We start from the raw sequence: 25,821 nt of genomic DNA on the forward strand, positions 1-25,821 counted from the left end.
AGCATCAATAGTGCTTAACCGCATGGAAAGGCAAAAACACAATCAGCGGAACGTGGACATTCAACGGGATTCCATTTGATACACATAAACATACAGGCGTCACGCCGGGTAATGGTGTGTCTGGGTTGCCAACGGCTTAAAATCCGGTGGTGTTTAGTCACCGGATTCTGTTGTGTATCATTTTTCAGGGTAAAGTTTACGCCTGAATTGTTTATATTCGTTACCATCCTTTTTGATTGAACGAGCAACAAACTCTTTGTTGCCAATCTGGGCTACATAGTAAATCTTCTTAAGCTTGAACTCAGTTGCCGCTTCAACAAGAACTGATGCGAGCCTTTTCTTGATGGCTTTGTAAGCCTCATCCTTTTCAGGGTCAGCTTTCCCGTAGTTAATGGTCCAGACAGTGTCAACATCCTTCGTTTTAAACCATTTCTTGCTTTTCAGGAAATCATAGAAATCATCTCTTTGATCTTCTGAGTCGATCAAGTCCAAGGACAGTAACACCCTAATCATCTGCCGCTTCCTTTCGTTGTACATCGTTAACCGTGAAGTACGGTGTGATCCTAATGTTGGGGCTATATAGTGGCTTTTCAATGGCTCGCATGTAAAAATTTAAGAGTTCAAGCCCGCCATGACTCTCGCCTTATGTACGGGCTTTCTTGTTTTAATCAGTGGAAGTCAGGATCATTGTCGTAGCTATCAGCGTTGTATTCGTCTTGAAGTGCTCTTGATGGCCTAACACCCACTTCAACGTTTGCCCAGTCCCTTACACTCTTCGCCACACCATGAAAGCCCGGAAACAATGTTGAACCATCAACCCCAAAGCGTGAGCAGAGATTTAATAAATCTGGAGCTTCACTGACGGGCAAAGTGATCTTGATCAGTGGGTTATCAGTGCACCTAGTTGTGTAAATTTCTTTTACTTCTTCTAGAGCCTCTACCTGATAGAAATCATTATGGTTATAAACTTTTACGTTGTGTGTAGTGAATAGGCCAGACTGTGCCGCTTGGTTCTTACTGGTTCCCCCCGGCGTCCTAATCACCTTCACTGCTTGCCAATGTTCCGCACACGCGGTGTCAAGTGCCCAGATGGCTATCCTTGCGTTCTGTTTATCAATCTCAAAGTTTGCTGATGAGGCTGCGAAGTAGCAAGCGACAAAAGCTCTTTCCGTCCAGTCGAGTAAGCGAGTTGGCACATCATAATGCTGTGCAACAGCCATGATTTCGTACAGATCGGGGTGCGGCCATAGTATTGTAGGATTTACAAATGAAGCGATGTGATTATGCAGTTTTGTTTTTAAGTTCTCAGTGTAGCCCGGAACAATCAGCCCGGATTTGTCACAGCCAGCCAGAAATTGCTTGAGGATGTCTAGCTCCAGTGAAACCTGCCCAGAGCTTGAGAAGTCAAAGGTCCGCCGTGGCGATCCATAGGCGAACGATCCAGCTCCGCGTCTGCATACAGAAGGAGTCAGCTTGTACTCATCGCTTGGCTGGCCTCTGAAGATATATCTGCCGTGATCCCATATAGGATTGAGAGGGCTCACATAGTCGAACAACTGGCGTGCTGTGCTGAAGGGTTTCTCAAGTGGTGTCATCGTTCCCTGATCCTGTGCACGTTGGACAACCTTCAGTGTACTGGCCTTTTGATCACGCAACCAATCCAGTGCGTGCCGCTCAATTCGCTACAGCATCCACCAGGCGGCGTCAACATGTTTCGGTTGACGTGATGGCAATCTGAGAGTAATATCCCCACCTCGCCAATAACGGCGACCAACACCAGCCCGGCGATGACGCCGAAGGAAGTGACCCACATATCGAACTGACTACAGGAGAACCCCATGCAATCTGCTACGCCCTTCGTTTTACACCTCACCCCCGGCACCATTGCTGCCAACCAAGACGCCCCAGCACTCACAATCGATGACCAGATTGTCGCACTGCATCGGAAGGGATTCGGTCGCCGTAAGATTATGTTGGCGCTCGGCGTCGGAGAGTCCCATGTACGCCGTCTGACCAAGGGGATTGAAGTGCAGGCCGACCAGCAGCCAGCTCTTACGCCCTTTGATCGCGCAGTGAAACAATGTTACCCGCTGGCGACAGGCCGCTATGGCCTCAAGGATTATCAGCTACGGGACATCCTGTTTCGTGTCATGGCTCAAAGTGGAACACCGCTACCGGCAAGTACGATGGCCTCTACACTGACGACCAAATCTACAGGGTAAGAAAGCGGATTCGGGAGCTTGCTGATGAAAGAGGCGACTTGGCCGTATTCCCCATGGATTGGTTCAATACCGAGCATCCTAAAGACTCTAATCGCCACATCCAACAGTGTTCTATCAACCTTGCCGAACGTGTTCGGGAGGCCGTTGATGATTACATGGCTGCCTGCGGAGTGGAGTTCGTGACGGAAGAAGGTACGCCGACAGAGCAGGAAGCCAATCTGCATCAAGTCGAGGTGGCTAAACAGGTCGCGGCGGCAAGACTGCACATTCTCAAGCTTGCGATTCCTGAGTTCAGCCCTGAGCCGGTTAGGAGCCTGATCGAACGTGCAGAACAGCAGGCCAATGGCCTGAGTCGTACTCCGGATGAGGAGTTATCGGAGGTGGAGCCACGCAAGAAAGAGGATCAGCCTGAACCGACGGTCGATAGCCCCTTTCTTGATTTTATTGAGGACAGGGGGTGGCTGCATCCCAGTTACTACGCCGAGGTAGAGAACACGCCGGCCAACCTTGGTTACTGATTATTGAGTCCACCCAATTTCACCCCACCCGCACGTACAATATTAAGGGTGTGGGGTGGTGGGGGTGATACACGAAGTAAATTACTGCTGGACACAATGTAAAGGATTACTAGCCCCTTGAAGGAATACCACCCAGTCGGTACGACTGAGCTTGATACCATTCGAACGTCAGTTCAAAGCTGATCCACTTGAAATGTTACCCCAACAAACAAAACAAACAACACCAAAAAAACCAAGAAGAGATTACTACTGACAGGCCATCCTGTCGTGTTAACTCCGACAAACAGGCTTGTCGATTGGTAAGCCTCACAAGAGCGTCAACCCTTAAGGCAATGGTTGTTATGTTGGTTGATATGGATTTCCACATGAGGTGCTCAGCTTGGGCATAGCCCGGAGATTATCCCTTCTGAACGTCCGTTCAGAGCTGTTCTCCCTGTAAGGTGCGAGAATTCAACAATCAACAATAATGAACATCCCAGCTTTGAAAGACGATCATGCTTTTTTGCGAGAACACTGGCGGAGCCAAGAGGTAGTATCCCTTCACGCTCCGTTTGGCTAACACACGTCATCTGTAAAGCTGGTCAATTTACGAAGAGTGTTCAATTGGTGCTGTGTAGTTATAGTGCATCATCAATATCATCCACTGCGACAGTGAATTTGTCGTTTGTTTGGTTGATGGTTAGTCCCGACTTCTTGCAGGTGGCAATACCTCGCCGATAAAGGTCATTGATCTTCTCTTTGTCATTGTTCTTAACAGCTGTCGTGAAGTAGTTGGCTAATATGCTGGCGGTGTTGCTTGAGGTGTCTGTCATTATCCTTAGCGTGGTTGAAGGGTACTTGTTCTTCGCAGCAACTGCTTTCATCTTGACTCCAGCGATATCGCTAGAGCTATCCATCATCTTTGCGTTTATATACTTTTGTGAGGCAAGGAAGCCAACGCATTTCGAGATGTCGTTTTCTTCTTCGGATAGTCCCCTTGCAAAACTGGGGGTGCAGAGTGCAAGCAGGGCTGCTGAAAGAATCAGTTTTTTCATTGAGTCATGTGTCCTTTCGAAGGTGCTGGATTATCGGAGGTAGAAGTAGAGGAACACGACAACCAGAATCACGAATATCACTCGACCCTGAAGTACGTCGTAGTTTAGTTCGTCTTTCTTGATCTGCTGGTACGTATCGGTGTCACTCAGCCCCTGTGCTTTGTAAAGCATGATCTGATTAATCTGCTTGTCGATTCTCTTGTTGTGGGCGTCATTGCTGCGCATGGTTATCCCCCACACCAGCAGCCATAGACCTCCTGTCAGCACCGTCAGAATCACGTGCAGGATGTGATTTGTCGTCTTCTTCTGGTTGGTGAGTACAAACAGTTTTTCGTTCATGGGCATCCCTGTTAGGTGCTAGCTGGGTGAGCAGCGAGGATACCAATGTATCATTTGGTGTGTCATCACTCAGTGTGTTCACGGTTGGAGCACATCCGACCATCATTCGGGGATGCAACCAAATCAGAATCTGAGAAAGGGCTTCGGCCAACGCATTCGAGAGCTACGCAACAGCCAAGGCTTCAGTCAGGAGGCTTTCGCTGATAAGTGCGGGTTCGTTCGAACGTACATGTCACGAATAGAGACGGGCACAGCCAACCCAAGCCTAGATGCCGCCAAGGTGCTTGCTGATGGACTGGGAATAACCTTGTCAGAACTGCTAGAAGGTCTCTGACGGCTTCTACACACAAATTCAAGGAATGAGCCGTGCCAGACAACACAGAAGCCCATATAGGCACAGCGGACGTTCTAACCCTCCTCCTTCACAACCAGCACGCCTTAGCTGCTGCAATCGAAGAAGTAGACCTGTGGGTTAGGGCCAATGGATCAAATGAAGTCCATGAGAACGCCGTCTCCGCATTGCAGACTCTCGATGCGAACGCTTCAGCCATCACCGCTGGAATTCTTAAGCTCCGGCAATAAGTCGCTATCAAAGGAGTAGACCTATCCGGTAGTCCGAGAGCTGACAGGAAATAACTATCAATAGACTATTGTGGAAAGCTATATGATAGGATTATCATTTAGCTATCAAAACGAATGACAAAGGATAGAAACCCCATGAATGCCCACCTTTACCTCCGAGCCTCGACCAAAGACCAAGATGCCAATCGTGCAAAGGTCGTCCTTGAGTCGTTCGCTGTAGAGAAGGGTTTGAACATCGTTGGCGTGTATGCAGAAAACATCAGTGGCACGAAGCTCAACCGTCCTGAGTTGCATGCTCTGCTGGGTACTGCCGAAAGTGGGGACGTGCTATTGGTTGAGTCTGTAGACCGCCTGAGCCGCCTCTCACAAGCTGACTGGGACACTCTAAAGGGCACGATCAAGGCCAAAGGACTTCGTTTGGTTGTGGCTGATCTGCCCACCAGTCATATGCTGGTTGAAGCCAAGGGGATCACTGGGCAAATCATGGATGTGATCAACAACATGTTGATTGATCTGATGGCAACCATGGCAAGACTGGATCAAGAGAAACGTGTGGAACGCATCAAACAAGGGCTGGAAAACAAGAAGGCTGCTGATCCTCAATGGAAGCCAACAGGCAAAGGCAGGAACGCTGCCAAGTGGGCTGAGGTACAGGCGCTGATGCGGAAGCATCCAACCATGTCTGCTGATCAGCTTGCCAAGCTGGCTGACTGTGGCGTTGCTACCGTTTACCGGATAAAGCGAGAAACAGAGACAGCCTGATTTCGTTTCTGCTCCTGGGACATCGTGTGACATCCGCACCTATTACGTCGCAACGGTTCAACGCGAACACTACAAGCCGCCTGAGGCTCGCCCTCAGGCATCGTTATGATTGGGGTAGCGCGGGACCAACTTATTTTTGGTTCCCTTTGGGCGGCTCAGACTGAGGCCGCTATTCGCCACTTGATAGCACTAGCAAAACCACCTCCCCATCCATTATTTTTGCCAGTATGTTCTAGGCGAAGCTTCAGCGAGCACTTCCGCTCTGGCGGCGGGGGTAGTTTTCAGCTAGAAACGTCCCTACAGCCTCTAGCTGAAGCTCACAAATGGTATATGGAGTAGATAAAATAAAGCCCCCAATAATGGAGGCTGTTACTACGTCGTGCGATGGAGTGCTTCAGGTTTAGAAAAGCGGTTTAGCAGATAGCGACAGACTGCCATTGATGAGAATATCCTTAAACCTCTTCAGACATTCATCTTCAGACAGCTGATCTTTACTGTTTACAGAGATGCTCAGAATATCGTCATCAAGCGTTACAGTAGCAGTTTCAAAGCCATTCTTAGCATCTTCTAAACAGGCGTTAAACCTCGCCTCTTTTTCTTCCTCCGACAAATACATGTTCTGAAACGGCGAGAGTTTGAATTTGTAGTCCAGCATGGGGTTTCTCGGTGGTGGTCAAGATGTGTAGTGGTCCAATGAAACCGGACCCCCATTTAGGCGAGAATGCTCGCCAGAAAATATTTGTGATTCGCTCTATCCCGAACAAAAATCGTCATAAGGGCAGGAAACCGCTAAAAAGTGGAGTCGCAGCCCTATGTTCTTGCCGGCAAAGTTATTTTTTGTCAGAAATGGCGTTGACGGGACGAACTTGAAATTTCTTGCTGTAGAGAGGTGATTTGAAGTACCGCCCAACCCGCACAGCGGTCTCAATCAGTTGATCCATAGCCTCTTCCAGACCTTCTTCCTTAAAAGCTATCGACTCCTCATTCGAATGTATGCCTACATCATCGTTGACGGTCTTGCACGGAACGAAAGGGTGGGCAATCTCTTCAAGGTATTGATAGAACGCACTCTTCGCGATCACCAACCCGAAACGGCGCCACGCATACTTCCGCCCCCAGTAATAACCGTCTGTTGCTCGGTGCCTTACACGATCATCGTTCTTGCCTTTATTCTCAGCCAGTTTGTCTACCGAGAAATGTTTTGCCGCCGAATAGCTAAGTAGCTTGTTGGCAGTGTCAGCCTTTCCCAGTGCAGACGGTTCAATAACGTTTCTACCACCAGCATCTGTAATGAAGCCAATGTTATAGCGGTCTCCATTCACCAACTCCGCATTGCTGCTGTTGGTCTCGAATTGGTACAGGGTGTCGGTAGTGAGCGGATTGAACTGGTGCAGAAACTTGCCCGACGGCATCGCAGTGACTGTGTAGTTTCTGATAATCACATCATGAATTGTGTACAGGTTTCTCGACTTCATAGCATCGTCCTTGGGTAGAAATCAGACCTCAAAAGTAGTGGCAATTCGCCTTTAATGCAACCTGTTACTTTGACGGCTTCAGGCAGGAAGTCGAGGCATAAAGCCTTGGCAGTAATAAGACGCTTTGCGGGGGGTGGGATTTTCACCTGAGGCAGCGTGATCACTTCAACCAGTGATACGCTTCACGCTTCGCAGAATGGAGCTGGTGCATGAAAACTACATGGAAGCTGAAACAACTTCAGGAGTGGATTGAGACGACCCGGCCTGAAGACACCCAAACCGCCAACCTACCAAAGGCCCTTAGCCGCTCAGCATTCATAGTTCATTATCACGTCCATCTTGCGAGGGACGCATTTGCAGAGTTCAAGGAACCTGATGGCAGCACCGACAAAATGTTCGTTGCCATGATGAGCTTTGAGCCTGATTTCAACAGGGCAGCTCTCGTTCAAGAGGCCAACATAATTGCGACCATCCACACCGTGCGAAACTACGCTGACATTTTCGCCCAGCTCGCCAATACGCTGGCCATGCCAAAGCCTCTACCTGAGCGTGACTCCACTTTTGGCAAGGTTGCCGACAAGCTACCAGAATCAGCGTTGAAGCAAGGTATGTTGGAGCTGAACTCATCTCACTGGTTTCGCTACCTTGCAGCGTTTAGCAACATCTCTAAGCACCGTCGTCTGTTGGAGAGCAAACCAAGCGTGTCGTTTGAAGAAGGCGTGAGCGGACTGCGGGTAGAAAAATTTTCGTATACATTCAGTTTGAAAGAACCTGAGACGGAGTTCCCACGCTGCTGGGGACACGATCTGCTTGAAGAAACGTATAACGTGTATCGTCGGATTCTGGAGCTAGGGCAGGCGTTGAATGAACACGTGCTGACCTAGTCGCAGCCATTGCAAACGCCATCACCACAGCCATAGAAAAGCTGCGTCAAAATCATCAATAGCTAAAAACCAGATGGCCAGATGTGAAAAACCCCACCGAGGTGGGGCCTAAAGCTTTTTACTTCTGGAACCGCAATAGCCCCTCTAACAGAGGGTTTGTCGCGCTTTTCTTCCACTCGACTGGTGGCGCCTCGCTGATTGACACGAAGGCTTCGTAGGTGGAAATCCCTGCCAATGCAGCCGCAGCATCAATGCTGTCGCGGGCGTACTTGACTGCGCCCTCCCTCGTTGTCGCTGGCGTAAAGACCGCTGTCCAGAGAGTCGTGAGTTTGTGTTTGCTGAAGTTCTTTTTCTTCAGCTCCTCATTGAATTTCGTGCGAGCTGTTGAGCTGACGCCGTTATCCAAATCGACCGTTACAACCGCGTGGTAAGGCATGATTAATTCCCCCGCTCTTGGTTGGATTGGGAGATAACAGACGCAGCGAGGGCTTTCGTTTCCTCGCTATATTTGTTGCTCTGGAGAACCTTGCCCGCAACCGTTTCCATCTCAGCACTCGTTTGCTTTCCAGTGTTGGCTTGGGCCAACGTGGAGGCAGCGAGACTTTTGGCAATTTTAGAGGCATGCGGATCGCGGAGGGTTTCAGAGGCCAGTTTGGCCGACTTCGATGAGGACTGCTTTTTATTACTAGGCATGACGTTTTACCTTTGTAGCAAAGGATAGATTTGTCAGCCCCAAGGATTACCGGCCAGCAGAGAACCGTTGACGATCACGTCAATGTTTGGCTCAATGCAGTCCCCCTAGGGCTAACGTAATCGCTACTGTTTAGCTTTAGTTGGTGCGGATGGTTGTGTTCTAAGTTGTGGAGACCGAAGCACGACCATTCGCAGACTTTTCTAAGTACCTCGCTCGAGGTCAGCAGCTAACGGCAAACCCCTACATGTAGGGTTTTTTCGCCACCGAGATACAAGATAATGCGTTTCACAGGGTGTTGCAACGTACTACCTGTGGATAAACCTGTGCGTAAATTGTGTGTGAGAGATGGAACGAGCGTGTAGGCCGTGACCTAGTTGGAGCGCACCGTTTTTCACTGATTTTCAGCGATTGAAAACAGTCATTCGGATTTTTAAGGGCGCGAACCCTATCTCAAAATTCCGCTGTATGTTGCGAGCCAAGACCCTTTTAGAACCACCGTTTACCGCTCACCCTGATGATGGCAAAGTGACCCGACTCTAACCACGCAGGAAGCAAAGACAATGAAAGACATCGTGATTACCGTAGTGAATTTCTTCGCCTGGGCAGGAATCATCGTTGCAACGGTTGTGGGGTATTTCGCAATGAAGGGCAACTACGAGTACATCGGCGCCCTGATTGGCTTCGCCGTAGGCTGCCTAGGCTCTGGAGTGTGGTTTGTACTTTCAGCAATCCATCAGAATATCCAAACCATCCGAGATATTGCCATCAAGCAGTCGCAGGGCTGATTACTACTTTCAACACCCCACCACCACCACCACCACCACCACCACCACCACCACCACCACCCCAAAGCAGAATCCCACCCGAAAACGAACTGATATCGGCGTTCACATTGCCCAGTGTGAACGAACCCTATAATTTGTGAACGTTCTGAAGAAATCCAAGACAACAAAAAAGGGCCCACCTTTCGGTGGGCCCTTCCAGACCGCCCAGCAGAGCGGATTTTGTTTGGTAGGCGCGATTGGACTCGAACCAACGACCCCCACCATGTCAAGGTGGTGCTCTAACCAACTGAGCTACGTGCCTGCTGTGAGGCGGCATTCTACGGAATTCCGGAGGGGTGTCAACACCTTTTTTTCACCTAACCCTATGAATATGCAAAATATTTAATTTCGGCCCAGTGAAGAAGATTTTTTCGGTGGCTGGCGGAGGTTTTTCAACTCGGGTAGCATCGGCGCACTCGTAAAATATATTAAACAGAGGCTGCAGGATGGCGAACACCCCTTACCCAGAGTCTTATTACGCTGCGTCGGCCAATGCCGTACCGCCACGTCCAGCCTTGCAGGATGATGTGGAGACGGATGTCTGTGTGATTGGCGCCGGGTATACCGGGCTGTCCTCGGCGCTGTTTCTGCTGGAGAACGGTTTTCGCGTGACGGTGCTGGAAGCGGCCAGGGTCGGTTTCGGGGCGTCTGGGCGTAATGGCGGGCAGATCGTCAACAGCTATAGCCGCGACATCGACGTCATTGAACGCACTGTCGGACCCAAGCAGGCGCAATTGCTCGGGCAGATGGCATTCGAGGGCGGACGGATCATTCGTGAGCGCGTCGCCAAGTACAACATCCAGTGCGACCTGAAGGACGGCGGCGTGTTCGCCGCCCTCTCCGTCAGGCAGATGGGCCACCTGGAATCGCAGAAGCGCCTGTGGGAACGCTTCGGCCATACGCAACTGGAGTTGCTGGACGAGCGCCGCATTCGCGAAGTGGTGGCCTGCGATCAGTACGTCGGCGGCATGCTCGACATGAGCGGCGGCCACATCCACCCGCTGAACCTGGCGCTGGGTGAGGCCGCCGCCGTGGAATCCCTCGGCGGTACGATCTACGAGCAATCGCCGGCCATACGCATCGAGCGCGGCGCCAACCCGGTGGTGCACACGCCACAGGGCAAGGTCAGGGCCAAGTTCATCATCGTCGCCGGCAACGCCTACCTCGGCAATCTGGTGCCGGAACTGGCAGCCAAGTCCATGCCGTGCGGCACGCAGGTGATCACCACGGAACCACTGGGCGAAGAACTGGCGAGATCATTGCTGCCACAGGATTACTGCGTCGAAGACTGCAATTACCTGCTCGACTACTACCGCCTGACGGGCGACAAGCGCCTGATCTTCGGCGGCGGAGTGGTTTATGGCGCGCGCGATCCGGCGAACATCGAAGCGATCATCCGCCCGAAAATGCTCAAGGCTTTCCCGCAACTGAAGGATGTGAAGATCGACTACGCGTGGACGGGCAACTTCCTGCTGACCCTGTCGCGCCTGCCGCAGGTTGGCCGCCTGGGCGACAACATCTATTACTCGCAGGGCTGCAGCGGCCACGGCGTGACCTACACGCACCTGGCCGGCAAGGTGCTGGCCGAAGCATTGCGCGGCCAGGCTGAGCGTTTTGATGCGTTTGCCGACCTGCCGCACTACCCGTTCCCGGGAGGGCAGCTGCTGCGTACGCCGTTTGCCGCGCTGGGCGCGTGGTATTACGGGTTGCGCGACAAATTCGGATTCTGACTGCAGAAACACATGTGGCGAGGGGATTTATCCCCTCGCCACAAAAAGTACGCTACCAGCTTGTTTCAGAGCTGATCCCGAGCAATCCCGCTACGGATCCGCAAGATGTCAGCGAGCACTGCCAAGGCGATCTCCGCCGGTGTCTTGCTGCCCAGGTTCAAGCCGATCGGCGCATGAATCCGCGCCAGCTCGACCTCGCCCAGCCCACCGATCCTGCGCAAGCGCTCGAAGCGTTTCTGCGAGGTTTGCTGCGAGCCCATGACACCGATGTAAAACGCTTCGGTGCGCACCGCTTCCATCATCGCCAGGTCATCGATACGCGGATCGTGGGTCAACGCCACCACCGCGGTATCGCGGTGACAGCCACCGTCGGCAATGAACACCGACGGCAGTTGCCGGCGAATCTCCACACCATTCAACACCACGCCCTCAAGCACTTCATCACGCGGGTCGCAGAGAATCACTTCAAAGCCCAGACCAACCGCAAATTCGGCGCACGCCTGTGCCACGCTGGAGTATCCGGCCAGCAACAAACGCTGAGCGGCTCCCATGCGAATACGCACCCGGTCGTTCTCACGCTCGATGCGCACACCCTGCTCGCGATCAGCGAACAGACTGCGCGCACCACTGGCCAGATCGACTTCGCGAATCAGACGACGCTGTCCGAGCAACGCCGATTCGAGCTCACGCAGATGCGCCTGCACCTCGCAGTCGGCGTCAAATTTCTCTACCAGTACGTCGAGAATGCCGCCACAGGGCAGGCTGACCCGCGAGCGCGGATCATCCCCTTCGCCGTAACGCACCACGTTGACCGCATCGAGAAACGCGCCTTGCGCCACGCGCTCGAGAAAGTCTTCCTCGACGCAGCCACCGGACAGCGACCCGATCCACTGCCCACCATCGTTCACTGCCAACAGTGAACCCGGCGCACGCGGCGCCGAGCCGTAGGTGGTCAGCACGGTGCAGAGCCAGATGCGCTGCCCCGCCACCGACCACTCCAGCGCCCGCCGTACCACTTGCAGATCGAGATGCTGCATGTCAGTGCGCCTTGTGCTCGATGGCCGGGACTTCAGCCTGCAGTTTCTGCACATCGCTGACCGCCAGCTCTGCCGATTGACCACCCCAGCCTTGACGCAGGTAGTTCAGCAGATCGGTCAGTTGTTCAGCGCTGAGCTTGTCGGCAAAACCCGGCATCGGCTGCATGTGTTCGAACCCGGCGAATTTCTGCTCGCCGATACCATCCTCGATCACCCGCACCAGGTTGCGCGGATCCTCCAGACGCAGCGTGGTATTGCCACGCATGGCCACGGCGATGTGCGGCTTGCCTTCACCACCGGCCGCATGGCAACCGGCGCAGACGTTCAAATATTCCTGACGGCCGCGCTGGGCGCTCGGACTGAGCTTGTCCACCGGCACCTCGACGAGTTCTTTGGCTGCTGGTGGTTTGTCGCCGAGCAGGAACGTCGCCATCGCTGCCAGATCCTGATCGTTCAGGCCCTGGGTGCTGTTGTGGAATACCGGGAACATCTCGTTGAACATCGTGCCCTGAGCACTCATGCCGTGCTTGAGGAACGTACTCAAGTCCTGCTGATTCCAGCCGCGCGCCGCCAGATCGGTGGCGAGCAGGCTTGGCGCGAGATAACCGTTGAGGATGCCGCCAGTCAGGCGCTTGTCCAGCTGCATCGCGCCCGGCAGGCCGCGTGGCGTGTGGCATTCGCCGCAATGACCGAGCACCTCGACCATGTATTGGCCGCGCTTCCAGGATTCACTTTTACCTTCGGCCGACTCCAGTTTCAGGGCTTTGCCATACATCATGTTCCAGCCCATCAGGCCCAGACGCACGTTGAACGGAAAGCTCAGGCTGGTGACAGGCGCGGCGCGCTCGATCGGCTCGATGGTTTTCAGGTACGCGTGGATCGCGTCGGAATCTTCACGCGGCACCAGGTGATACGAGGTGTACGGCATCGCCGGGTACAGATTAGCGCCGTCGCGACGCTTGCCCTCGGTCAGCGCAGCGAAGAATTCATCATCGCTGTACAGGCCGATGCCGTGCTCTTTGCTCGGCGTGATGTTGGTGCCGTAGATCGTGCCGAACGGTGAGACGATCGGCAGCCCGCCAGCAAACGGCGCGCCGCCCGGCGCGGTGTGGCACGCCATGCAGTCGGCCGCGCGGGCGAGGTATTCGCCGCGCTTGACCTGATCGTCGGCGTGGGCAAACAACACCGGCGCAGCCAGCCCGACCGCCAGGGTCAGGCGGGTCAGTAGATGCTTCATGCTCAACCCTCCTTGACCAGGCCGAGATCGGTCAGCACGTTGCGGGTGGCGTTGTAGTAACGCACGTACCCGGTGCAACGGCAGACGTGATGACCGAGGCTGTCCTCAATGACCTGTTCCAGTTTGCTCTTGGCGATCGGCTGGCGCTGCAGCTTCTCCACTAGCACCGTCGCGGCGTTGACGAAGCCCGGTGCGCAGTAGCTGCACTGGAAGGCGAATTCGTCGACGAAGCGTTGCTGGATCGGGTTCAGCTCAGTGACCTGACCCTGCTCGTCACGCTTGGCGTGAGCTTCGATGGTGCGCACTTTCTTGCCTTCGAAGTAATGCGCGCCGGTGATGCAGGTACGCACTTCTTCGCTGGTGCCGTCCGGGTTGTCGACGATCACCACGCAGGCGTGGCAGATGCCCTGGCCGCAGCCCAGGCGCGAACCGGTGAGGTTCTTGTATTCGTGCAGGTAGTCGATCATCGGCAGGTCATCAGGGATGTCCACCGGGCCGACGGATTGACCATTGAGGGTCAGTTGAAGCGGACGGTTAGCCATTGAGGGCCTCCTTGATGCGCGCAGCAGTGATTGGCAGATCGCGAACACGTTTACCGATGGCGTGCGCCACGGCGTTACCGATGGCACCGACCACCGGGATCATCACCACTTCGGCGATGCCTTTGGATGGATCGCTTGGCGACAGCGGCGGCAGAATCTCCGCGGTCTGCTTCCACACCGCCACGTGGCGGGCCATCGGCAGGCGATAACGGTTGAAGTTCCAGTCACCCTCCCCCGGCCCGCCTTCGTACAGCGGCATCTCTTCCATCAGCGCGTGACCGATACCCATGGCGATCCCGCCTTCGAGCTGGCCCTTGACCAGTTCTTCGACCAACACCCGGCCGCACTCGACCCACGAATGGTGGTTGAGCACTTCGACTTCCGCCGAACCTTTGTTGACCTTCAGCTCTACCAGCGTCGCCACCGGGCTGTAGTAAGTCACAGCTGCATTGTTCAGCTGGACAACCGGGTAGTTGATGTTCTGGCGATCCAGCAGATGGAAGCCCGCCGTGTTCATCAGCGCTTTCTTCGCCTTCGGCGCGCCATCGCCGTACTTCACCGCCAGACCGTCGAGCGGCAGACGCTCGCGCACACCGTCAATGCTGTATTCGGCCTCGGCCCAGCTCCAGCGGTTGAACGCGTGAACAGTGGCGCCGGTTACCAGACCACGCTCGTGAGCACGCTTGGCCAGCTCTTCAAAGGTCAACGGCTGCATGCCGTTGGCAGTGAGTTTGCCATCGACCCAATGCGCATCTTCGCGACGCACGACGTAAGGGTTGGCTTGACCGCCGTAAGGGCCCTGACGCCAGATTTCCATGGCCGCCGGCCACAGACCGTTGTTGAACAGCACGCGTGCTGCTTCACGGGTAGCGTGACTGAAGTAGTAAGCCGAGTTGGTCGCGGACGACGCCGAGGCCAGCTTGCCGACCCAGCGCGGGTTGCGCAGCAGGTTGTCCTGTTCGGCCTGGCTCATGATGTAAGGGTTGCCGCTGGTGATCAGTTGCATCTCCTTCCATTCGGTTTCGCCAGTCTTCACGTCATGCGCCGGGCTGCCGAGGAAATCAGCCACCACCAGCGCTTGCGAAGTGGACATGCCGGTGCCGATCTCGATACCGATGTGGCGCAGGGTAATGCGACCTTCAGCGGTGAATTCGATGCTGGCCATCGGCGCTTCCGAACCGGTACCGAAGTCTTTCTGGCAAATGGCGAAACCGACGCCGTACCAGTTGTCCGGATCTGCCGCTTCGCGCTGTTTCTTGATCGCGTCACGATTTTTCCAGACTTCGTGCACCGAGGCCTTGTCGAGAATCTCGTGCAGGCGCAGGGCACCGGCCGGAATCGCGCCCTGGGTGTTTTTCATGCCCGAACGCAAGGCGTTCTTGCGGCGCAGATCAATCGCGTCGACACCGAGTCGATTGGCAATTTCGTCGACCATCATTTCGGTCGAGGCCATGCTTTGCAGCGTGCCGTAGCCGCGCATCGAACCCGCCTCAACACCACGGGAGTGGTAAGCGGTGACCTGCAGATCGTTCTGCGGCATGTAATAGATCGACTGTGCTGCCGTGGCACCCACTGCTGCCACCGACGGGCTGTAGTTGATACGACCACCGCCGTCGACGCTCATTTCTGCGCGGAAAATCTTGAAGCTGTAGTCGTTCTTGTCCACCGCCAACTGGTAGCGGATGTCGAACGGGTGACGCTTGATGCCGCTCTGGAACTGCTCGTAGCGGTCGTTGGCCAAACGGATCGGTACACCGGCGCCGTACAGCGCCGCAAGGGCGGCGTAGTAGACGAAGATGTTGTGGTCTTTGGAACCGTAACCCACGGTGTAACCCGGATGCATGTTCAGGTTGGCCAGGCCAAAGCGCGACGGCGCGATCATTTTCGCGGTCTCGGTCGCAGCTTCCAATGGGCACTGGGTGGCCACGACGAAGTGCAGGGTTTTGGTTGCTGGGTCGTACCAGCCGTTGCCGTTGTCCGGCTCCATCGCGGCAGGTTCAATCGACGGGGTCTTGTAACGTTCGTCGAACACCAGCCAGTTGTCCGGCGGCGTATCGATCTCTTTCTTCATGCGGTCGGCGTAGAACAGACCACGCTCAGTCAGGTTGCCGTGCAGTTTCGGCTGGGAATTCCACACCGGGCGACGGTTTTTCAGCATCGGGAACAGGATCGAATCCTTGAGGCTGGCGAATTCGTCTTCGTCGGCCGAGGTCGGGCCACCCACGCGCACGTAACGGAAGCTGCCATAGGGGTCGCCTTCGTAGTACGGCACTTGTGCACCGTAACGAATCGCCTTGTCATTGAATTTGAGCTTGTTCTTGGCCTGGCGGAAACGCTCGAAATCGTTCCAGATCAGGATCGCTACCGGATGACCGATGAACATCGGCACTTTGCCTTCGGGCAGCAATGGATCCGGTGCGTGCTCTTCCGGGAAAACGATACCGTCCTTGTCCAGATCGGCAGCGGTGACGATGCGGTCGGGCTGCAGCTCGGCACCGAGCCACGACAGGTCGTAACCGTCATAGATACGGTCGGCCTTGATGGTTTTGAGCAGCATGGCGTGACCCTGTTGTTCAGGCCAGCCCGGCATGTCCTTGGAGCGAATGTCGCGGGCAAAGACTTTGCTGCCGCAGACCTTGGACAATGCATCGTTACGTTGGCGCGCCTTGCCGTTGTTGCCGAGCCACTTCTCGGACGGCACGGTGACGCTGTTTTCCATCAAGGCAGCCAGCGCCTGACTGCTGAGCGGCGCGAGCGTGACGCTCACACCCGCCACCAGCCCGCCCTGGAGGAACGAGCGCCGGGATATATCACGGTTGGACATGGATCATCCTCTGGGCGGTTATGTGTCCGCCCTTCTGGTTATCTACTGGGAATCTCGAGTCTTGCAGAAGCCCTTCTTGGCTAAACAAAGGGCGTGATGACAGTGCAAAGCTGACCGAAAGGTTAACTTTAAAGGTTTCTGGGCTCGCAGCAAACAACCAGTTACAAAAATTTGACTAAAGAATCAAAAAATCAATGCGACGTGGTACCGCAGCAGATTCCTGAACCTACCGCCACCCCTGTGGGAGCGGGCTTGCTCGCGAAGGCGTCGGAACATTCAACACTTGCATTGACTGAAAGAACGCTTTCGCGAGCAAGCCCGCTGCCACAGGGATATGCGCCAAACGCAGCATCGACGATCAGAAGGGAACAAGATAAATAAGGAGGAATAGCCAAATTTCAGACACAAAAAACCCCGGTCTTTCGACCAGGGTCTTTGCTATCGGATCCGAATCAACCAGAGGCTGTTTTCGGTGCTTCAAGGCGTTCAGTGGTCCTTGAAACAGATATGGCGCAGCGGACGGGACTCGAACCCGCGACCCCCGGCGTGACAGGCCGGTATTCTAACCGACTGAACTACCGCTGCGTATCGCTTTGAGCTTGCGCTCAAGTAACTCGTTTGATTGAAAGCTTCGGTGCATTTCAATCGCGAACCAGGCAAGGCCTGACTCGTAAAATATGGCGCAGCGGACGGGACTCGAACCCGCGACCCCCGGCGTGACAGGCCGGTATTCTAACCGACTGAACTACCGCTGCGCGTCGGTGCAGGCACTTTCAGCCTACGCTCTTGCTTTCGCAAGTCTCTCGGGAGTGGTGGGTGATGACGGGATCGAACCGCCGACATTCTGCTTGTAAGGCAGACGCTCTCCCAGCTGAGCTAATCACCCGTTTGCATCTCCGAGGCCGCGAAATTTACGCAGGTAGCGAACCTAAGTCAATAGCAGGATTGAAGTTTTTCTGAAAAAGACGAAATTGTTTCTATCCTGCAAGACCGCCTTCGCGAGCAAGCCCGCTCCCACAGGGGGATGCATTCCAAATGTGGGAGCGGGCTTGCTCGCGAAGACGGCGGCATATTCAGCGCAGAAGCCCGAATACTTATGCGGTTTATTCGCTGTAAATCATCTTCTTGGTCATGCCGCCATCGACGACAAACTCCTGCCCGGTGACAAACCCGGCATTCCTCGACAGCAACCACGCAACCATCGCTGCGACGTCCTCGACCGTCCCTACCCTGCCCGCTGGGTGCTGAGCATGATCGGCATCGGCCAAAGGCTCGGCTCGACGCACAGAAGGATCCCGCGCATCGATCCAGCCCGGACTGACCGCATTAACGCGAATCTCCGGCCCAAGACTGATAGCCAGCGCATGCGTCAGCGCCAACAGGCCGCCCTTGCTCGCCGCATATGCCTCGGAATCAGCCTCCGATTGCCGTGCACGGGTCGAGGCCAGGTTGACGATCGAACCGTTGTGCGCGCGCAGATACGGCGCACAGTGCTTGGCCAGCAACATTGGCCCACTGAGGTTTACCGCCAACACCCGATTCCAGTACGCCAGATCGAGACTTTCCAGGGTGATGTTGTGCGGATCGGCCACTGCCGCGTTGCACACCAGTGCATCCAGACGACCAAACTGCCCAAGCACTTCAGCGACGCCGAGCGCGACCTGGCCTTCATCCGCGACGTCCATGGCGATGAACCAGGCATTTTCGCCCAGCACCTTCGCCACTTTCGAACCGCGCGCGCGATCCAGATCCGTCAGCACCACTTGCCAGCCTTCGCTGATCAGCCACGCCGCGATACCCAGACCGATGCCGCGCGCAGCACCGGTGACCAACGCAACGCGGCCATGAGTGCCTGCCACCGGCGTAGACAACTCGATCACAACGCCGCCAGACCGCGCGCCAGATCGGCCTGCAGATCCGCCACATCTTCCAGACCGACCGCAATGCGGATCAGGCTGTCACGAATGCCCGCCGCCTCACGCTCCTGTGGCGCCAGACGGCCGTGGGAGGTGGTGCTCGGGTGGGTAATGGTGGTTTTGCTGTCACCGAGGTTGGCAGTGATCGAAATCAACCGGGTGGCGTCGATAAAGCGCCAGGCGCCCTCTTTGCCGCCCTTGACCTCAAAACTCACCACAGCACCGAAGCCCTTCTGCTGACGCTGGGCCAGTTCGTGCTGCGGATGGCTCTTGAGACCGGCGTAATGGACTTTCTCGATACCGTCCTGCTGCTCCAGCCATTCAGCCAGTTGCTGGGCGTTGGCGCAGTGCGCCTTCATCCGCAGGTTGAGGGTTTCCAGCCCCTTGAGGAAGATCCACGCGTTGAACGGGCTCAGGGTCGGGCCGGCGGTACGCAGGAAACCGACAATTTCTTTCATCTGCTCGCTGCGCCCGGCCACCACGCCACCCATGCAACGGCCCTGACCGTCGATGAACTTGGTCGCCGAGTGCACGACGATGTCCGCACCCATTTTCAGCGGCTGCTGCAGCGCAGGCGTGCAGAAGCAGTTGTCGACCACCAGCATCGCGCCTTTGGCGTGAGCGATTTCTGCCAGCGCAGAGATGTCCACCAATTCAGCCAGCGGGTTGGACGGCGACTCGACGAACAGCAGCTTGGTGTTCGGCTTGATTGCCGCATCCCACGCCGACAGATCGGCAAGCGGCACGTAATCGACTTCCACGCCGAAACGCTTGAAGTATTTCTCGAACAGGCTGATGGTCGAACCGAACACACTGCGCGACACCAGCACGTGATCGCCGGCGCTGCAAAGGCTCATCACCACCGCCATGATCGCGGCCATGCCAGTGGCGGTGGCAACGGCTTGCTCGGCGCCTTCCAGTGCGGCAATGCGCTCTTCGAACGCGCGCACGGTCGGGTTGGTGTAACGCGAGTAAACGTTGCCCGGCACTTCCCCGGCAAACCGCGCCGCCGCGTCGGCCGCAGTACGGAACACGTAGCTGGAGGTGAAGAACATCGGATCACCGTGTTCGCCTTCCGGCGTACGGTGCTGACCGGCACGTACGGCCAGGGTATCGAACGCTACGCCTTCAAGGTCGCTGTCCAGCCGACCGGCATCCCATTCCTGACTCATGCTGTCACTCCTTGCCCTGTTCTGAATAAGTAAAAGTCTTTTGCCAGATACAAAACCGGCCCCTCAGGGCCGGTAGAAACTCAGTTGTTGTACAGATCGATGATCGCACTGACCGCCTGGGTCTTGACCTTGGAGGCATCATTGCGTGCCTGCTCGATCTTGTTCAGGTAGGCCTCGTCGACGTCGCCGGTGACGTACTTGCCGTCGAACACCGCGCAATCGAAGTTCTCAATCTTGATCTTGCCGCCACCGACCGCTTCGATCAAGTCAGGCAGGTCCTGATAGATCAGCCAGTCAGCGCCGATCAGATCCGCCACGTCCTGAGTCGAACGATTGTGTGCGATCAGCTCGTGCGCGCTCGGCATGTCGATCCCGTAAACGTTCGGGAAGCGCACTGCCGGAGCCGCCGAGCAGAAGTAGACGTTTTTCGCGCCAGCTTCGCGAGCCATCTGGATGATCTGCTTGCAAGTGGTGCCGCGCACGATCGAGTCATCGACCAGCATCACGTTCTTGCCGCGGAATTCCAGCTCGATGGCGTTGAGCTTCTGACGCACCGACTTCTTGCGCGCGGCCTGGCCCGGCATGATGAAGGTACGACCGATGTAACGGTTCTTGACGAAACCTTCGCGGAATTTCACGCCCAGGTGGTTCGCCAGCTCCAGCGCAGCGGTACGGCTGGTGTCCGGAATCGGGATGACCACGTCGATGTCGTGCTCCGGACGCTCGCGCAGGATCTTCTCGGCGAGCTTCTCGCCCATGCGCAGACGAGCCTTGTACACCGACACACCGTCGATGATCGAGTCCGGACGCGCCAGGTAAACGTGTTCGAAGATGCACGGGGTCAGGGACGGGTTGGTCGCGCACTGACGGGTATGCAGCTTGCCGTCTTCGGTGATGTAGACCGCTTCGCCCGGGGCCAGATCGCGAATCAGGGTGAAACCGAGCACATCCAGCGAAACGCTTTCGGACGCGATCATGTACTCGACGCCTTCGTCGGTGTGACGCTGACCGAACACGATAGGACGAATGCCGTGCGGGTCACGGAAACCGACGATGCCGTAACCGGTGACCATCGCCACCACCGCGTAACCGCCAACGCAACGGTTGTGCACGTCGGTCACGGCGGCAAATACGTCTTCTTCGGTCGGCTGCAGCTTGCCGCGCTGGGCCAGTTCGTGAGCGAACACGTTCAGCAGCACTTCCGAGTCGGAACTGGTGTTGACGTGGCGCAGGTCGGATTCATAGATCTCTTTGGCCAACTGTTCAACGTTGGTCAGGTTACCGTTGTGCGCCAGGGTGATGCCGTAAGGCGAGTTGACGTAAAACGGCTGGGCTTCGGCCGACGTCGAGCTGCCGGCGGTCGGGTAACGGACGTGGCCGATACCCATGTGGCCGACCAGACGCTGCATGTGACGCTGCTGGAACACGTCACGCACCAGACCATTGTCCTTGCGCAAGAACAACCGGCCATCATGGCTGGTCACGATACCGGCAGCGTCCTGGCCGCGGTGCTGGAGCACGGTTAGCGCGTCATACAGCGCCTGATTGACGTTCGACTTACCGACGATACCGACGATGCCACACATGCGACGCAACCCCTACTTAATGGATCTGAACTGAGCAACACTCACTGTGGCGTTTTGGCCGACGGCAAGAGCTGCTCCTTGAACGGAATATCAGCGGGTACGCTGATTCCGCTGGCAAGCCACTGACTGCTCCACCCGAGAATCAGGTTTTTGGACCAGTCAGCGACCAATAGAAACTTTGGCACGAGCTGTGATTCTTTCCACCACCCGTCCTGCTGTACCGGCCCCAGGCTCAACAGCCCGACTGCCACGACCACCAGCAACACGCCACGCGCTGCGCCAAAGGCCATGCCCAGGAATCGGTCGGTGCCGGACAATCCGGTAACGCGAACCAACTCGCCGATAAGATAATTGATCATTGCGCCCACGATCAGTGTGGCGACAAACATGATGGCACAGCCCGCGATCACGCGAGCCGATGGGGTTTCGATGTATCCGGCGAGGTACTCGGACAGTGAGCCACCGAACATCCAGGCAACGGCTCCTGCGATGATCCAGGTCACCAGCGATAATGCTTCCTTGACGAAGCCGCGGCTCAAACTGATCAAAGCGGAGATGGCGATGATTGCAACGATCGCCCAGTCAACCAGGGTAAATGGCACAGTGCAGCCTACAGACGGATAAGGCGGCGCATTTTAGCAGAGCGCACCGCTGTCGGTAAGCTGCGATTGTCAGTGCATTTCAATCCGGGTGATAGTTTTTAGCCGCGCTCAGGCTGGAAACGCACGACAAAACCCTTGAGGTTCTGCTGACGACTCAAAACATCACGCAGACGATCCGCCTCGGCACGCTCGATCAACGGGCCGACAAATACCCGATTCTTGCCATCGGCAGAGCGGATATAGGCGTTGTAACCCTGACTGCGCAGGGTTTTCTGCAGAGACTCCGCACCCTCGCGGCTCGACAGGCTGGCCAGTTGCACCGACCAGCTGACCGACAGACCGTTGGCATCGACACGGCTTTGCGTGGTATCAGGCTTGGCCGGGGCCGCAGCAATCGGCTGCGCTGGCGCCGCTGTCGGCTTGGCCGCCGGCGCCGGCGCCGGTGCTGGAGCAACCGGTTTGGCCACTGGCGCTGGCGCCGGTGCAATCGGCGCCGACGGCGCCGATTGCTCGGCCACTTCGTCATCGCTCGGCACCGGTTCTTGCGGCAGCGTTTGCGGTTCAGGCACAGCGACCGGCTCCAGCTGCACTTGTGGCACAGCAGGTGCTTGCGGCGCGGCGGGCGCCTCGACCGTCACCTGGCGCTGTTCGTCCTGACGGGAAAACAGCATCGGCAGGAAAATCACCGCCAGCGCCACCAGCACCAGCGCACCAACCATGCGCTGCTTGTACGCTTTATCCAGCAAAGCCATTTGCCGCTTCCTCCGTGGAGCGCCGGGCCAGCCATTCAAGGGCCTCGGCGACACAATAAAATGATCCGAACAACAGAATCTCGTCGTCACTGGTGGCCACTGCGCACTGCCCTTCCAGCGCGGCCGCGACACTGTCATAGGACGTGACGGATGCGCCAAGGTTCTGCAACCCGGCGTGCAACTCACTGACCGGACGCGAACGCGGCGAATCCAGCGGCGCGACGGCCCAATGCTGGACACTAGCATTCAATTCGCCGACAACACCATCCAGATCCTTGTCTGCGAGCAAGCCGAATACCGCCAGGCGCTTGCCCACCGGCGGCCGACTGGCCAGACGTCGCTTCAGATACTCCGCCGCGTGCGGGTTATGCCCCACATCCAGCAGCAGGTTCAGGCGCTTGCCATTGAACTGGAATGAACGACGATCCAGACGCCCGACCACGCGGGTCGCCTGCAAGGCCGCGATGATCTGCGGCGCATTCCACGGCAAATCGAGCAGCAGATACGCCTGCAATGCCAGCGCGGCGTTCTCCATCGGCAGATCCAGCAGCGGCACATCATGCAGTTCGACCTGCTGGCCCTGTGCATCAGTACCGCGCCATTGCCAATGCTGGTCGGTGATGCCGAGATCGAAATCACGCCCACGCAGGAAAAACGGACACGCCAGTTCACGCGCCTTGTCGAGCAAAGGCTGCGGAGGATTCAGATCGCCGCACAAGGCAGGCTTGCCCTGGCGGAAAATCCCGGCCTTCTCGAAAGCCACGGATTCACGGGTATCACCCAGGTATTCGGCATGGTCGACACCAATGCTGGTGACCAGCGCGATATCGGCATCCACCACGTTGACCGTATCCAGGCGTCCGCCCAGACCGACTTCCAGCACCACCGCATCGAGCCCGGCCTGCTGAAACAGCCAGAACGCCGCCAGGGTGCCCATTTCGAAGTAAGTCAGGGAGGTCTCGCCGCGCCCGGTCTCGACCGCAGCGAAGGCTTCGCACAGCTGTGCATCAGTGGCTTCGACGCCATTGAGCTGCACCCGCTCGTTATAGCGCAGCAGGTGCGGAGAATTGTAGACACCAACGCTCAGGCCCTGCGCTCGCAGCAATGAAGCCACGAAGGCGCAGGTCGAACCCTTGCCGTTGGTGCCGGTGACCGTAATCACCCGAGGCGCCGGCTGGCCCAGCCCCATGCGGGACGCTACCTGTTGCGAACGCTCCAGCCCCATGTCGATGGCCGATGGATGCAACTGCTCAAGGTAGGCGAGCCACTCGCCAAGGGTACGCTCGGTCATACGTTGGCAGGCACCGGTGGAACGACGATTGGCTCGACTGGAGCGGCAATGTAGGTCGGTGTCGGCTGACCGGTCATTTGCGCCAGCAGATTGCCCAGGCGTGGACGCAGCTCACGACGATCGATGATCAGGTCGATTGCGCCGTGCTCCAGCAGGAATTCACTGCGCTGGAAGCCTTCCGGCAGTTTTTCCCGCACGGTCTGCTCGATCACACGCGGACCGGCGAAGCCGATCAGTGCTTTCGGCTCACCGACGATCACGTCGCCAAGCATCGCCAGACTGGCGGAAACGCCGCCGTAGACAGGGTCGGTCAGTACCGAGATGAACGGAATGCCTTCTTCACGCAGACGCGCCAGCACCGCGGACGTCTTGGCCATCTGCATCAGCGAGATCAGTGCTTCCTGCATCCGCGCACCACCGGAAGCGGCGAAGCAGATCATCGGGCAACGGTTTTCCAGAGCGAAGTTGGCGGCGCGCACGAAGCGCTCACCGACGATGGCGCCCATGGAACCACCCATGAAGCTGAATTCGAATGCCGAAACCACTACCGGCATGCCCAGCAGGGTGCCGCTGACGGAAATCAGCGCGTCTTTTTCGCCGGTCTGCTTCTGTGCTGCGACCAGACGGTCCTTGTACTTCTTGCCGTCGCGGAATTTCAGACGGTCAACCGGCTCCAGATCGGCACCCAGTTCGTTGCGGCCTTCGGCATCGAGGAATATGTCGATGCGCGCACGTGCGCCGATGCGCATGTGGTGGTTGCACTTGGGGCAAACGTCCAGGGTCTTTTCCAGCTCAGGGCGATACAGCACAGCCTCGCAGGACGGGCATTTGTGCCACAGACCTTCAGGCACCGAGCTCTTCTTGACCTCCGAACGCATGATCGAAGGGATCAGTTTGTCTACTAACCAGTTGCTCATGCTTTCTTTCTCCAGTACCGGCGGCCCGAACGCTCTGGTTCGCAGCCCCGCGTATGCCCTTCAGCTAAATTCATGTGTGTGGCGATGGTCGGTGGAACGCCGCGGTCAGCGCGAAACATGACCTGCGTGCAACTCCAAAAACCCTCAGCCTCGCCTGCTTTGTGCAAGTGCATTGATGGACGGCGGCAGACTGCCAGCCGTCACATCGAAGTAGGCGCTCCCGGTGAGCTACTGCGTACGGCATCGATGAACACACGGATCTTCGCATGATCCTTGATGCCCTTGCTCGCCTCCACCCCACCGCTGACGTCGACCGCGTACGGTTTGACCCGCGCCACGGCGGCAGCGACGTTTTCCGGCGTGAGACCACCGGCCAGGATCAGCGGCTTGCTCAACCGCTGTGGAATCAATGACCAGTCGAACGCCTCGCCGGTTCCGCCAGGCACGCCTTCGACATAGGTGTCGAGCAGCACGCCACTGGCGCTCGGATAGGCATCGACGGCGGCGGCGATGTCGTCGCCGGCCTTGACCCGCAGCGCCTTGATGTACGGACGATGCCAGCCCTCGCATTCTTCTGCGCTTTCATCACCATGGAACTGCAGCAGATCCAGCGGCACGGCATCGAGGATTTCCCCCAACTCGCAGCGGCTGGCATTGACGAACAGGCCAACGGTGGTCACAAACGGCGGCAAGGCGCGGATGATCGCCCTCGCCTGCTGCACGCTCACCGCCCGTGGACTTTTTGCATAAAACACGAAACCGATTGCATCGGCCCCGGCTTCGACCGCTGCCAACGCATCTTCTATGCGGGTAATCCCGCAAATCTTGCTGCGAACGGCTGACATGTCGATAAAAACCTCAAGGCAAAAACCGGGAAAGTC

29 protein-coding genes and 4 tRNA genes are annotated in these 25,821 nt (G+C 56.6%); 9 read left to right on the forward strand and 24 right to left on the reverse strand.

The genetic code is table 11. From position 1 onward, the window contains the following. Positions 1-68 precede the first annotated feature (68 nt). Entirely contained in the window at positions 69-140 is a 72-nt protein-coding gene (locus tag AC1UK9_RS18315) for a hypothetical protein (protein ID WP_482580498.1), read from the forward strand. A 37-nt stretch (positions 141-177) separates the two neighbouring features. Here the strand turns inward: AC1UK9_RS18315 and AC1UK9_RS18320 are convergent, their stop codons facing one another. Together AC1UK9_RS18320 and AC1UK9_RS18325 are read right to left on the reverse strand one after the other, a co-directional pair. After that, positions 178-513 (reverse strand): hypothetical protein, encoded by a 336-nt coding sequence (locus AC1UK9_RS18320; RefSeq protein ID WP_482578228.1) that lies wholly within the window; start codon positions 511-513, stop codon positions 178-180. A gap of 155 nt (positions 514-668) precedes the next feature. After that, on the reverse strand, positions 669-1,595 hold the full coding sequence (locus AC1UK9_RS18325; protein ID WP_482578229.1) for an FRG domain-containing protein: 927 nt from the start codon (positions 1,593-1,595) through the stop codon (positions 669-671). 243 nt (positions 1,596-1,838) lie between these two features. Between AC1UK9_RS18325 and AC1UK9_RS18330 the strand changes: the two genes are divergently transcribed. Together AC1UK9_RS18330 and AC1UK9_RS18335 are read left to right on the forward strand one after the other, a co-directional pair. Beyond that, the gene (locus AC1UK9_RS18330; protein ID WP_482578230.1) at positions 1,839-2,222 is read left to right on the forward strand and encodes a hypothetical protein; all 384 of its coding nucleotides are present in this window, start codon (positions 1,839-1,841) and stop codon (positions 2,220-2,222) included. Between the two features lie 53 nt (positions 2,223-2,275). Further along, complete coding sequence (locus AC1UK9_RS18335; protein ID WP_482578231.1) at positions 2,276-2,740, forward strand: hypothetical protein; 465 nt, start codon at positions 2,276-2,278, stop codon at positions 2,738-2,740. Positions 2,741-3,357: 617 nt separating this feature from the next. Here AC1UK9_RS18335 and AC1UK9_RS18340 read toward each other — a convergent pair. Both AC1UK9_RS18340 and AC1UK9_RS18345 read right to left on the reverse strand, forming a co-directional pair. Continuing rightward, positions 3,358-3,774 (reverse strand): hypothetical protein, encoded by a 417-nt coding sequence (locus AC1UK9_RS18340; protein WP_482578232.1) that lies wholly within the window; start codon positions 3,772-3,774, stop codon positions 3,358-3,360. A gap of 30 nt (positions 3,775-3,804) precedes the next feature. Next, on the reverse strand, positions 3,805-4,113 hold the full coding sequence (locus AC1UK9_RS18345) for a hypothetical protein (RefSeq protein ID WP_482578233.1): 309 nt from the start codon (positions 4,111-4,113) through the stop codon (positions 3,805-3,807). Between the two features lie 112 nt (positions 4,114-4,225). On the opposite strand from AC1UK9_RS18345, the gene AC1UK9_RS18350 reads away from it, so the two are divergent. From AC1UK9_RS18350 to AC1UK9_RS18360, 3 genes are all read left to right on the forward strand, one after another. After that, the gene (locus tag AC1UK9_RS18350) at positions 4,226-4,447 is read left to right on the forward strand and encodes a helix-turn-helix domain-containing protein (protein ID WP_482578234.1); all 222 of its coding nucleotides are present in this window, start codon (positions 4,226-4,228) and stop codon (positions 4,445-4,447) included. A gap of 32 nt (positions 4,448-4,479) precedes the next feature. Further along, positions 4,480-4,695: a hypothetical protein gene (locus AC1UK9_RS18355; protein ID WP_482578235.1), complete on the forward strand. Its 216-nt coding sequence runs from the start codon at positions 4,480-4,482 to the stop codon at positions 4,693-4,695. A 135-nt stretch (positions 4,696-4,830) separates the two neighbouring features. Continuing rightward, entirely contained in the window at positions 4,831-5,457 is a 627-nt protein-coding gene (locus tag AC1UK9_RS18360; protein ID WP_482578236.1) for a recombinase family protein, read from the forward strand. Positions 5,458-5,857: 400 nt separating this feature from the next. On the opposite strand, the gene AC1UK9_RS18365 is transcribed toward AC1UK9_RS18360, so the two are convergent. Next, positions 5,858-6,112, reverse strand: coding sequence for a hypothetical protein (locus tag AC1UK9_RS18365; RefSeq protein ID WP_482578237.1), 255 nt, complete (start codon positions 6,110-6,112; stop codon positions 5,858-5,860). A 175-nt stretch (positions 6,113-6,287) separates the two neighbouring features. Continuing rightward, entirely contained in the window at positions 6,288-6,932 is a 645-nt protein-coding gene (locus AC1UK9_RS18370; RefSeq protein WP_306958378.1) for a hypothetical protein, read from the reverse strand. 209 nt (positions 6,933-7,141) lie between these two features. Between AC1UK9_RS18370 and AC1UK9_RS18375 the strand changes: the two genes are divergently transcribed. Beyond that, entirely contained in the window at positions 7,142-7,816 is a 675-nt protein-coding gene (locus AC1UK9_RS18375; protein WP_482578238.1) for a hypothetical protein, read from the forward strand. Between the two features lie 118 nt (positions 7,817-7,934). Here the strand turns inward: AC1UK9_RS18375 and AC1UK9_RS18380 are convergent, their stop codons facing one another. Then, positions 7,935-8,252 (reverse strand): hypothetical protein, encoded by a 318-nt coding sequence (locus AC1UK9_RS18380; protein ID WP_482578239.1) that lies wholly within the window; start codon positions 8,250-8,252, stop codon positions 7,935-7,937. Between the two features lie 2 nt (positions 8,253-8,254). Further along, a complete protein-coding gene (locus AC1UK9_RS18385; RefSeq protein ID WP_482578240.1) occupies positions 8,255-8,509 on the reverse strand; it encodes a hypothetical protein in 255 nt (84 codons plus the stop codon). Between the two features lie 561 nt (positions 8,510-9,070). Between AC1UK9_RS18385 and AC1UK9_RS18390 the strand changes: the two genes are divergently transcribed. Beyond that, complete coding sequence (locus AC1UK9_RS18390; RefSeq protein WP_008028259.1) at positions 9,071-9,295, forward strand: hypothetical protein; 225 nt, start codon at positions 9,071-9,073, stop codon at positions 9,293-9,295. Positions 9,296-9,519: 224 nt separating this feature from the next. Here AC1UK9_RS18390 and AC1UK9_RS18395 read toward each other — a convergent pair. Beyond that, positions 9,520-9,596 (reverse strand) — tRNA-Val (locus AC1UK9_RS18395). Positions 9,597-9,780: 184 nt separating this feature from the next. Here AC1UK9_RS18395 and AC1UK9_RS18400 point away from each other — a divergent pair. Then, positions 9,781-11,064, forward strand: coding sequence for an NAD(P)/FAD-dependent oxidoreductase (locus AC1UK9_RS18400; protein ID WP_482578241.1), 1,284 nt, complete (start codon positions 9,781-9,783; stop codon positions 11,062-11,064). A gap of 65 nt (positions 11,065-11,129) precedes the next feature. Here AC1UK9_RS18400 and AC1UK9_RS18405 read toward each other — a convergent pair whose 3' ends face one another. From AC1UK9_RS18405 to AC1UK9_RS18475, 15 genes are all read right to left on the reverse strand, one after another. After that, positions 11,130-12,101 carry an XdhC family protein gene (locus tag AC1UK9_RS18405; RefSeq protein WP_482578242.1) on the reverse strand — a complete coding sequence of 324 codons (972 nt, stop codon included), beginning with the start codon at positions 12,099-12,101 and terminating at the stop codon, positions 11,130-11,132. A gap of 1 nt (position 12,102) precedes the next feature. Beyond that, a complete protein-coding gene (locus AC1UK9_RS18410) occupies positions 12,103-13,338 on the reverse strand; it encodes a cytochrome c (RefSeq protein WP_025111197.1) in 1,236 nt (411 codons plus the stop codon). Positions 13,339-13,340: 2 nt separating this feature from the next. After that, on the reverse strand, positions 13,341-13,880 hold the full coding sequence (locus AC1UK9_RS18415) for a (2Fe-2S)-binding protein (RefSeq protein ID WP_025111196.1): 540 nt from the start codon (positions 13,878-13,880) through the stop codon (positions 13,341-13,343). Continuing rightward, positions 13,873-16,704 (reverse strand): xanthine dehydrogenase family protein molybdopterin-binding subunit, encoded by a 2,832-nt coding sequence (locus AC1UK9_RS18420; protein WP_482578243.1) that lies wholly within the window; start codon positions 16,702-16,704, stop codon positions 13,873-13,875. Before AC1UK9_RS18420 ends, AC1UK9_RS18415 begins: the two co-directional genes overlap by 8 nt. Before the next feature lie 508 nt (positions 16,705-17,212). Next, positions 17,213-17,289, reverse strand: a tRNA-Asp gene (locus AC1UK9_RS18425). Positions 17,290-17,382: 93 nt separating this feature from the next. After that, positions 17,383-17,459, reverse strand: a tRNA-Asp gene (locus AC1UK9_RS18430). 55 nt (positions 17,460-17,514) lie between these two features. Continuing rightward, positions 17,515-17,590 (reverse strand) — tRNA-Val (locus tag AC1UK9_RS18435). A 217-nt stretch (positions 17,591-17,807) separates the two neighbouring features. Beyond that, positions 17,808-18,584 (reverse strand): SDR family oxidoreductase, encoded by a 777-nt coding sequence (locus tag AC1UK9_RS18440; protein WP_482578244.1) that lies wholly within the window; start codon positions 18,582-18,584, stop codon positions 17,808-17,810. Beyond that, positions 18,581-19,792 carry an O-succinylhomoserine sulfhydrylase gene (locus AC1UK9_RS18445; protein WP_025111193.1) on the reverse strand — a complete coding sequence of 404 codons (1,212 nt, stop codon included), beginning with the start codon at positions 19,790-19,792 and terminating at the stop codon, positions 18,581-18,583. Before AC1UK9_RS18445 ends, AC1UK9_RS18440 begins: the two co-directional genes overlap by 4 nt. A gap of 80 nt (positions 19,793-19,872) precedes the next feature. Then, on the reverse strand, positions 19,873-21,378 hold the full coding sequence (gene purF, locus AC1UK9_RS18450; RefSeq protein ID WP_007956466.1) for an amidophosphoribosyltransferase: 1,506 nt from the start codon (positions 21,376-21,378) through the stop codon (positions 19,873-19,875). Positions 21,379-21,419: 41 nt separating this feature from the next. Beyond that, a complete protein-coding gene (locus tag AC1UK9_RS18455) occupies positions 21,420-21,980 on the reverse strand; it encodes a CvpA family protein (protein WP_007961197.1) in 561 nt (186 codons plus the stop codon). Between the two features lie 98 nt (positions 21,981-22,078). Then, the gene (locus AC1UK9_RS18460) at positions 22,079-22,732 is read right to left on the reverse strand and encodes an SPOR domain-containing protein (RefSeq protein WP_482578245.1); all 654 of its coding nucleotides are present in this window, start codon (positions 22,730-22,732) and stop codon (positions 22,079-22,081) included. Next, the gene (gene folC / locus AC1UK9_RS18465; protein WP_482578246.1) at positions 22,716-24,023 is read right to left on the reverse strand and encodes a bifunctional tetrahydrofolate synthase/dihydrofolate synthase; all 1,308 of its coding nucleotides are present in this window, start codon (positions 24,021-24,023) and stop codon (positions 22,716-22,718) included. Before folC ends, AC1UK9_RS18460 begins: the two co-directional genes overlap by 17 nt. After that, positions 24,020-24,940 (reverse strand): acetyl-CoA carboxylase, carboxyltransferase subunit beta, encoded by a 921-nt coding sequence (gene accD, locus AC1UK9_RS18470; protein WP_482578247.1) that lies wholly within the window; start codon positions 24,938-24,940, stop codon positions 24,020-24,022. Before accD ends, folC begins: the two co-directional genes overlap by 4 nt. A gap of 200 nt (positions 24,941-25,140) precedes the next feature. Further along, complete coding sequence (locus AC1UK9_RS18475) at positions 25,141-25,785, reverse strand: phosphoribosylanthranilate isomerase (protein WP_482578248.1); 645 nt, start codon at positions 25,783-25,785, stop codon at positions 25,141-25,143. Positions 25,786-25,821 lie beyond the last annotated feature (36 nt).

The sequence above is a fragment of the Pseudomonas sp. AK-TSAG1-1 genome, from assembly GCF_056821665.1.

What these genes read in the sequence shown, in the direction of transcription:
- AC1UK9_RS18415 (WP_025111196.1), bottom strand. Translation starts at nt 13,880, where the DNA reads ATGGCTAACCGTCCGCTTCAACTGACCCTCAATGGTCAATCCGTCGGC.
- AC1UK9_RS18330 (WP_482578230.1), top strand. Translation starts at nt 1,839, where the DNA reads ATGCAATCTGCTACGCCCTTCGTTTTACACCTCACCCCCGGCACCATT.
- AC1UK9_RS18340 (WP_482578232.1), bottom strand. Translation starts at nt 3,774, where the DNA reads ATGAAAAAACTGATTCTTTCAGCAGCCCTGCTTGCACTCTGCACCCCC.
- AC1UK9_RS18400 (WP_482578241.1), top strand. Translation starts at nt 9,781, where the DNA reads ATGGCGAACACCCCTTACCCAGAGTCTTATTACGCTGCGTCGGCCAAT.
- AC1UK9_RS18385 (WP_482578240.1), bottom strand. Translation starts at nt 8,509, where the DNA reads ATGCCTAGTAATAAAAAGCAGTCCTCATCGAAGTCGGCCAAACTGGCC.
- AC1UK9_RS18360 (WP_482578236.1), top strand. Translation starts at nt 4,831, where the DNA reads ATGAATGCCCACCTTTACCTCCGAGCCTCGACCAAAGACCAAGATGCC.
- AC1UK9_RS18410 (WP_025111197.1), bottom strand. Translation starts at nt 13,338, where the DNA reads ATGAAGCATCTACTGACCCGCCTGACCCTGGCGGTCGGGCTGGCTGCG.
- AC1UK9_RS18345 (WP_482578233.1), bottom strand. Translation starts at nt 4,113, where the DNA reads ATGAACGAAAAACTGTTTGTACTCACCAACCAGAAGAAGACGACAAAT.
- AC1UK9_RS18350 (WP_482578234.1), top strand. Translation starts at nt 4,226, where the DNA reads ATGCAACCAAATCAGAATCTGAGAAAGGGCTTCGGCCAACGCATTCGA.
- AC1UK9_RS18475 (WP_482578248.1), bottom strand. Translation starts at nt 25,785, where the DNA reads ATGTCAGCCGTTCGCAGCAAGATTTGCGGGATTACCCGCATAGAAGAT.
- accD (WP_482578247.1), bottom strand. Translation starts at nt 24,940, where the DNA reads ATGAGCAACTGGTTAGTAGACAAACTGATCCCTTCGATCATGCGTTCG.
- AC1UK9_RS18390 (WP_008028259.1), top strand. Translation starts at nt 9,071, where the DNA reads ATGAAAGACATCGTGATTACCGTAGTGAATTTCTTCGCCTGGGCAGGA.
- purF (WP_007956466.1), bottom strand. Translation starts at nt 21,378, where the DNA reads ATGTGTGGCATCGTCGGTATCGTCGGTAAGTCGAACGTCAATCAGGCG.
- AC1UK9_RS18370 (WP_306958378.1), bottom strand. Translation starts at nt 6,932, where the DNA reads ATGAAGTCGAGAAACCTGTACACAATTCATGATGTGATTATCAGAAAC.
- AC1UK9_RS18365 (WP_482578237.1), bottom strand. Translation starts at nt 6,112, where the DNA reads ATGCTGGACTACAAATTCAAACTCTCGCCGTTTCAGAACATGTATTTG.
- folC (WP_482578246.1), bottom strand. Translation starts at nt 24,023, where the DNA reads ATGACCGAGCGTACCCTTGGCGAGTGGCTCGCCTACCTTGAGCAGTTG.
- AC1UK9_RS18335 (WP_482578231.1), top strand. Translation starts at nt 2,276, where the DNA reads ATGGATTGGTTCAATACCGAGCATCCTAAAGACTCTAATCGCCACATC.
- AC1UK9_RS18460 (WP_482578245.1), bottom strand. Translation starts at nt 22,732, where the DNA reads ATGGCTTTGCTGGATAAAGCGTACAAGCAGCGCATGGTTGGTGCGCTG.
- AC1UK9_RS18320 (WP_482578228.1), bottom strand. Translation starts at nt 513, where the DNA reads ATGATTAGGGTGTTACTGTCCTTGGACTTGATCGACTCAGAAGATCAA.
- AC1UK9_RS18420 (WP_482578243.1), bottom strand. Translation starts at nt 16,704, where the DNA reads ATGTCCAACCGTGATATATCCCGGCGCTCGTTCCTCCAGGGCGGGCTG.
- AC1UK9_RS18325 (WP_482578229.1), bottom strand. Translation starts at nt 1,595, where the DNA reads ATGACACCACTTGAGAAACCCTTCAGCACAGCACGCCAGTTGTTCGAC.
- AC1UK9_RS18380 (WP_482578239.1), bottom strand. Translation starts at nt 8,252, where the DNA reads ATGCCTTACCACGCGGTTGTAACGGTCGATTTGGATAACGGCGTCAGC.
- AC1UK9_RS18375 (WP_482578238.1), top strand. Translation starts at nt 7,142, where the DNA reads ATGAAAACTACATGGAAGCTGAAACAACTTCAGGAGTGGATTGAGACG.
- AC1UK9_RS18445 (WP_025111193.1), bottom strand. Translation starts at nt 19,792, where the DNA reads ATGAGTCAGGAATGGGATGCCGGTCGGCTGGACAGCGACCTTGAAGGC.
- AC1UK9_RS18405 (WP_482578242.1), bottom strand. Translation starts at nt 12,101, where the DNA reads ATGCAGCATCTCGATCTGCAAGTGGTACGGCGGGCGCTGGAGTGGTCG.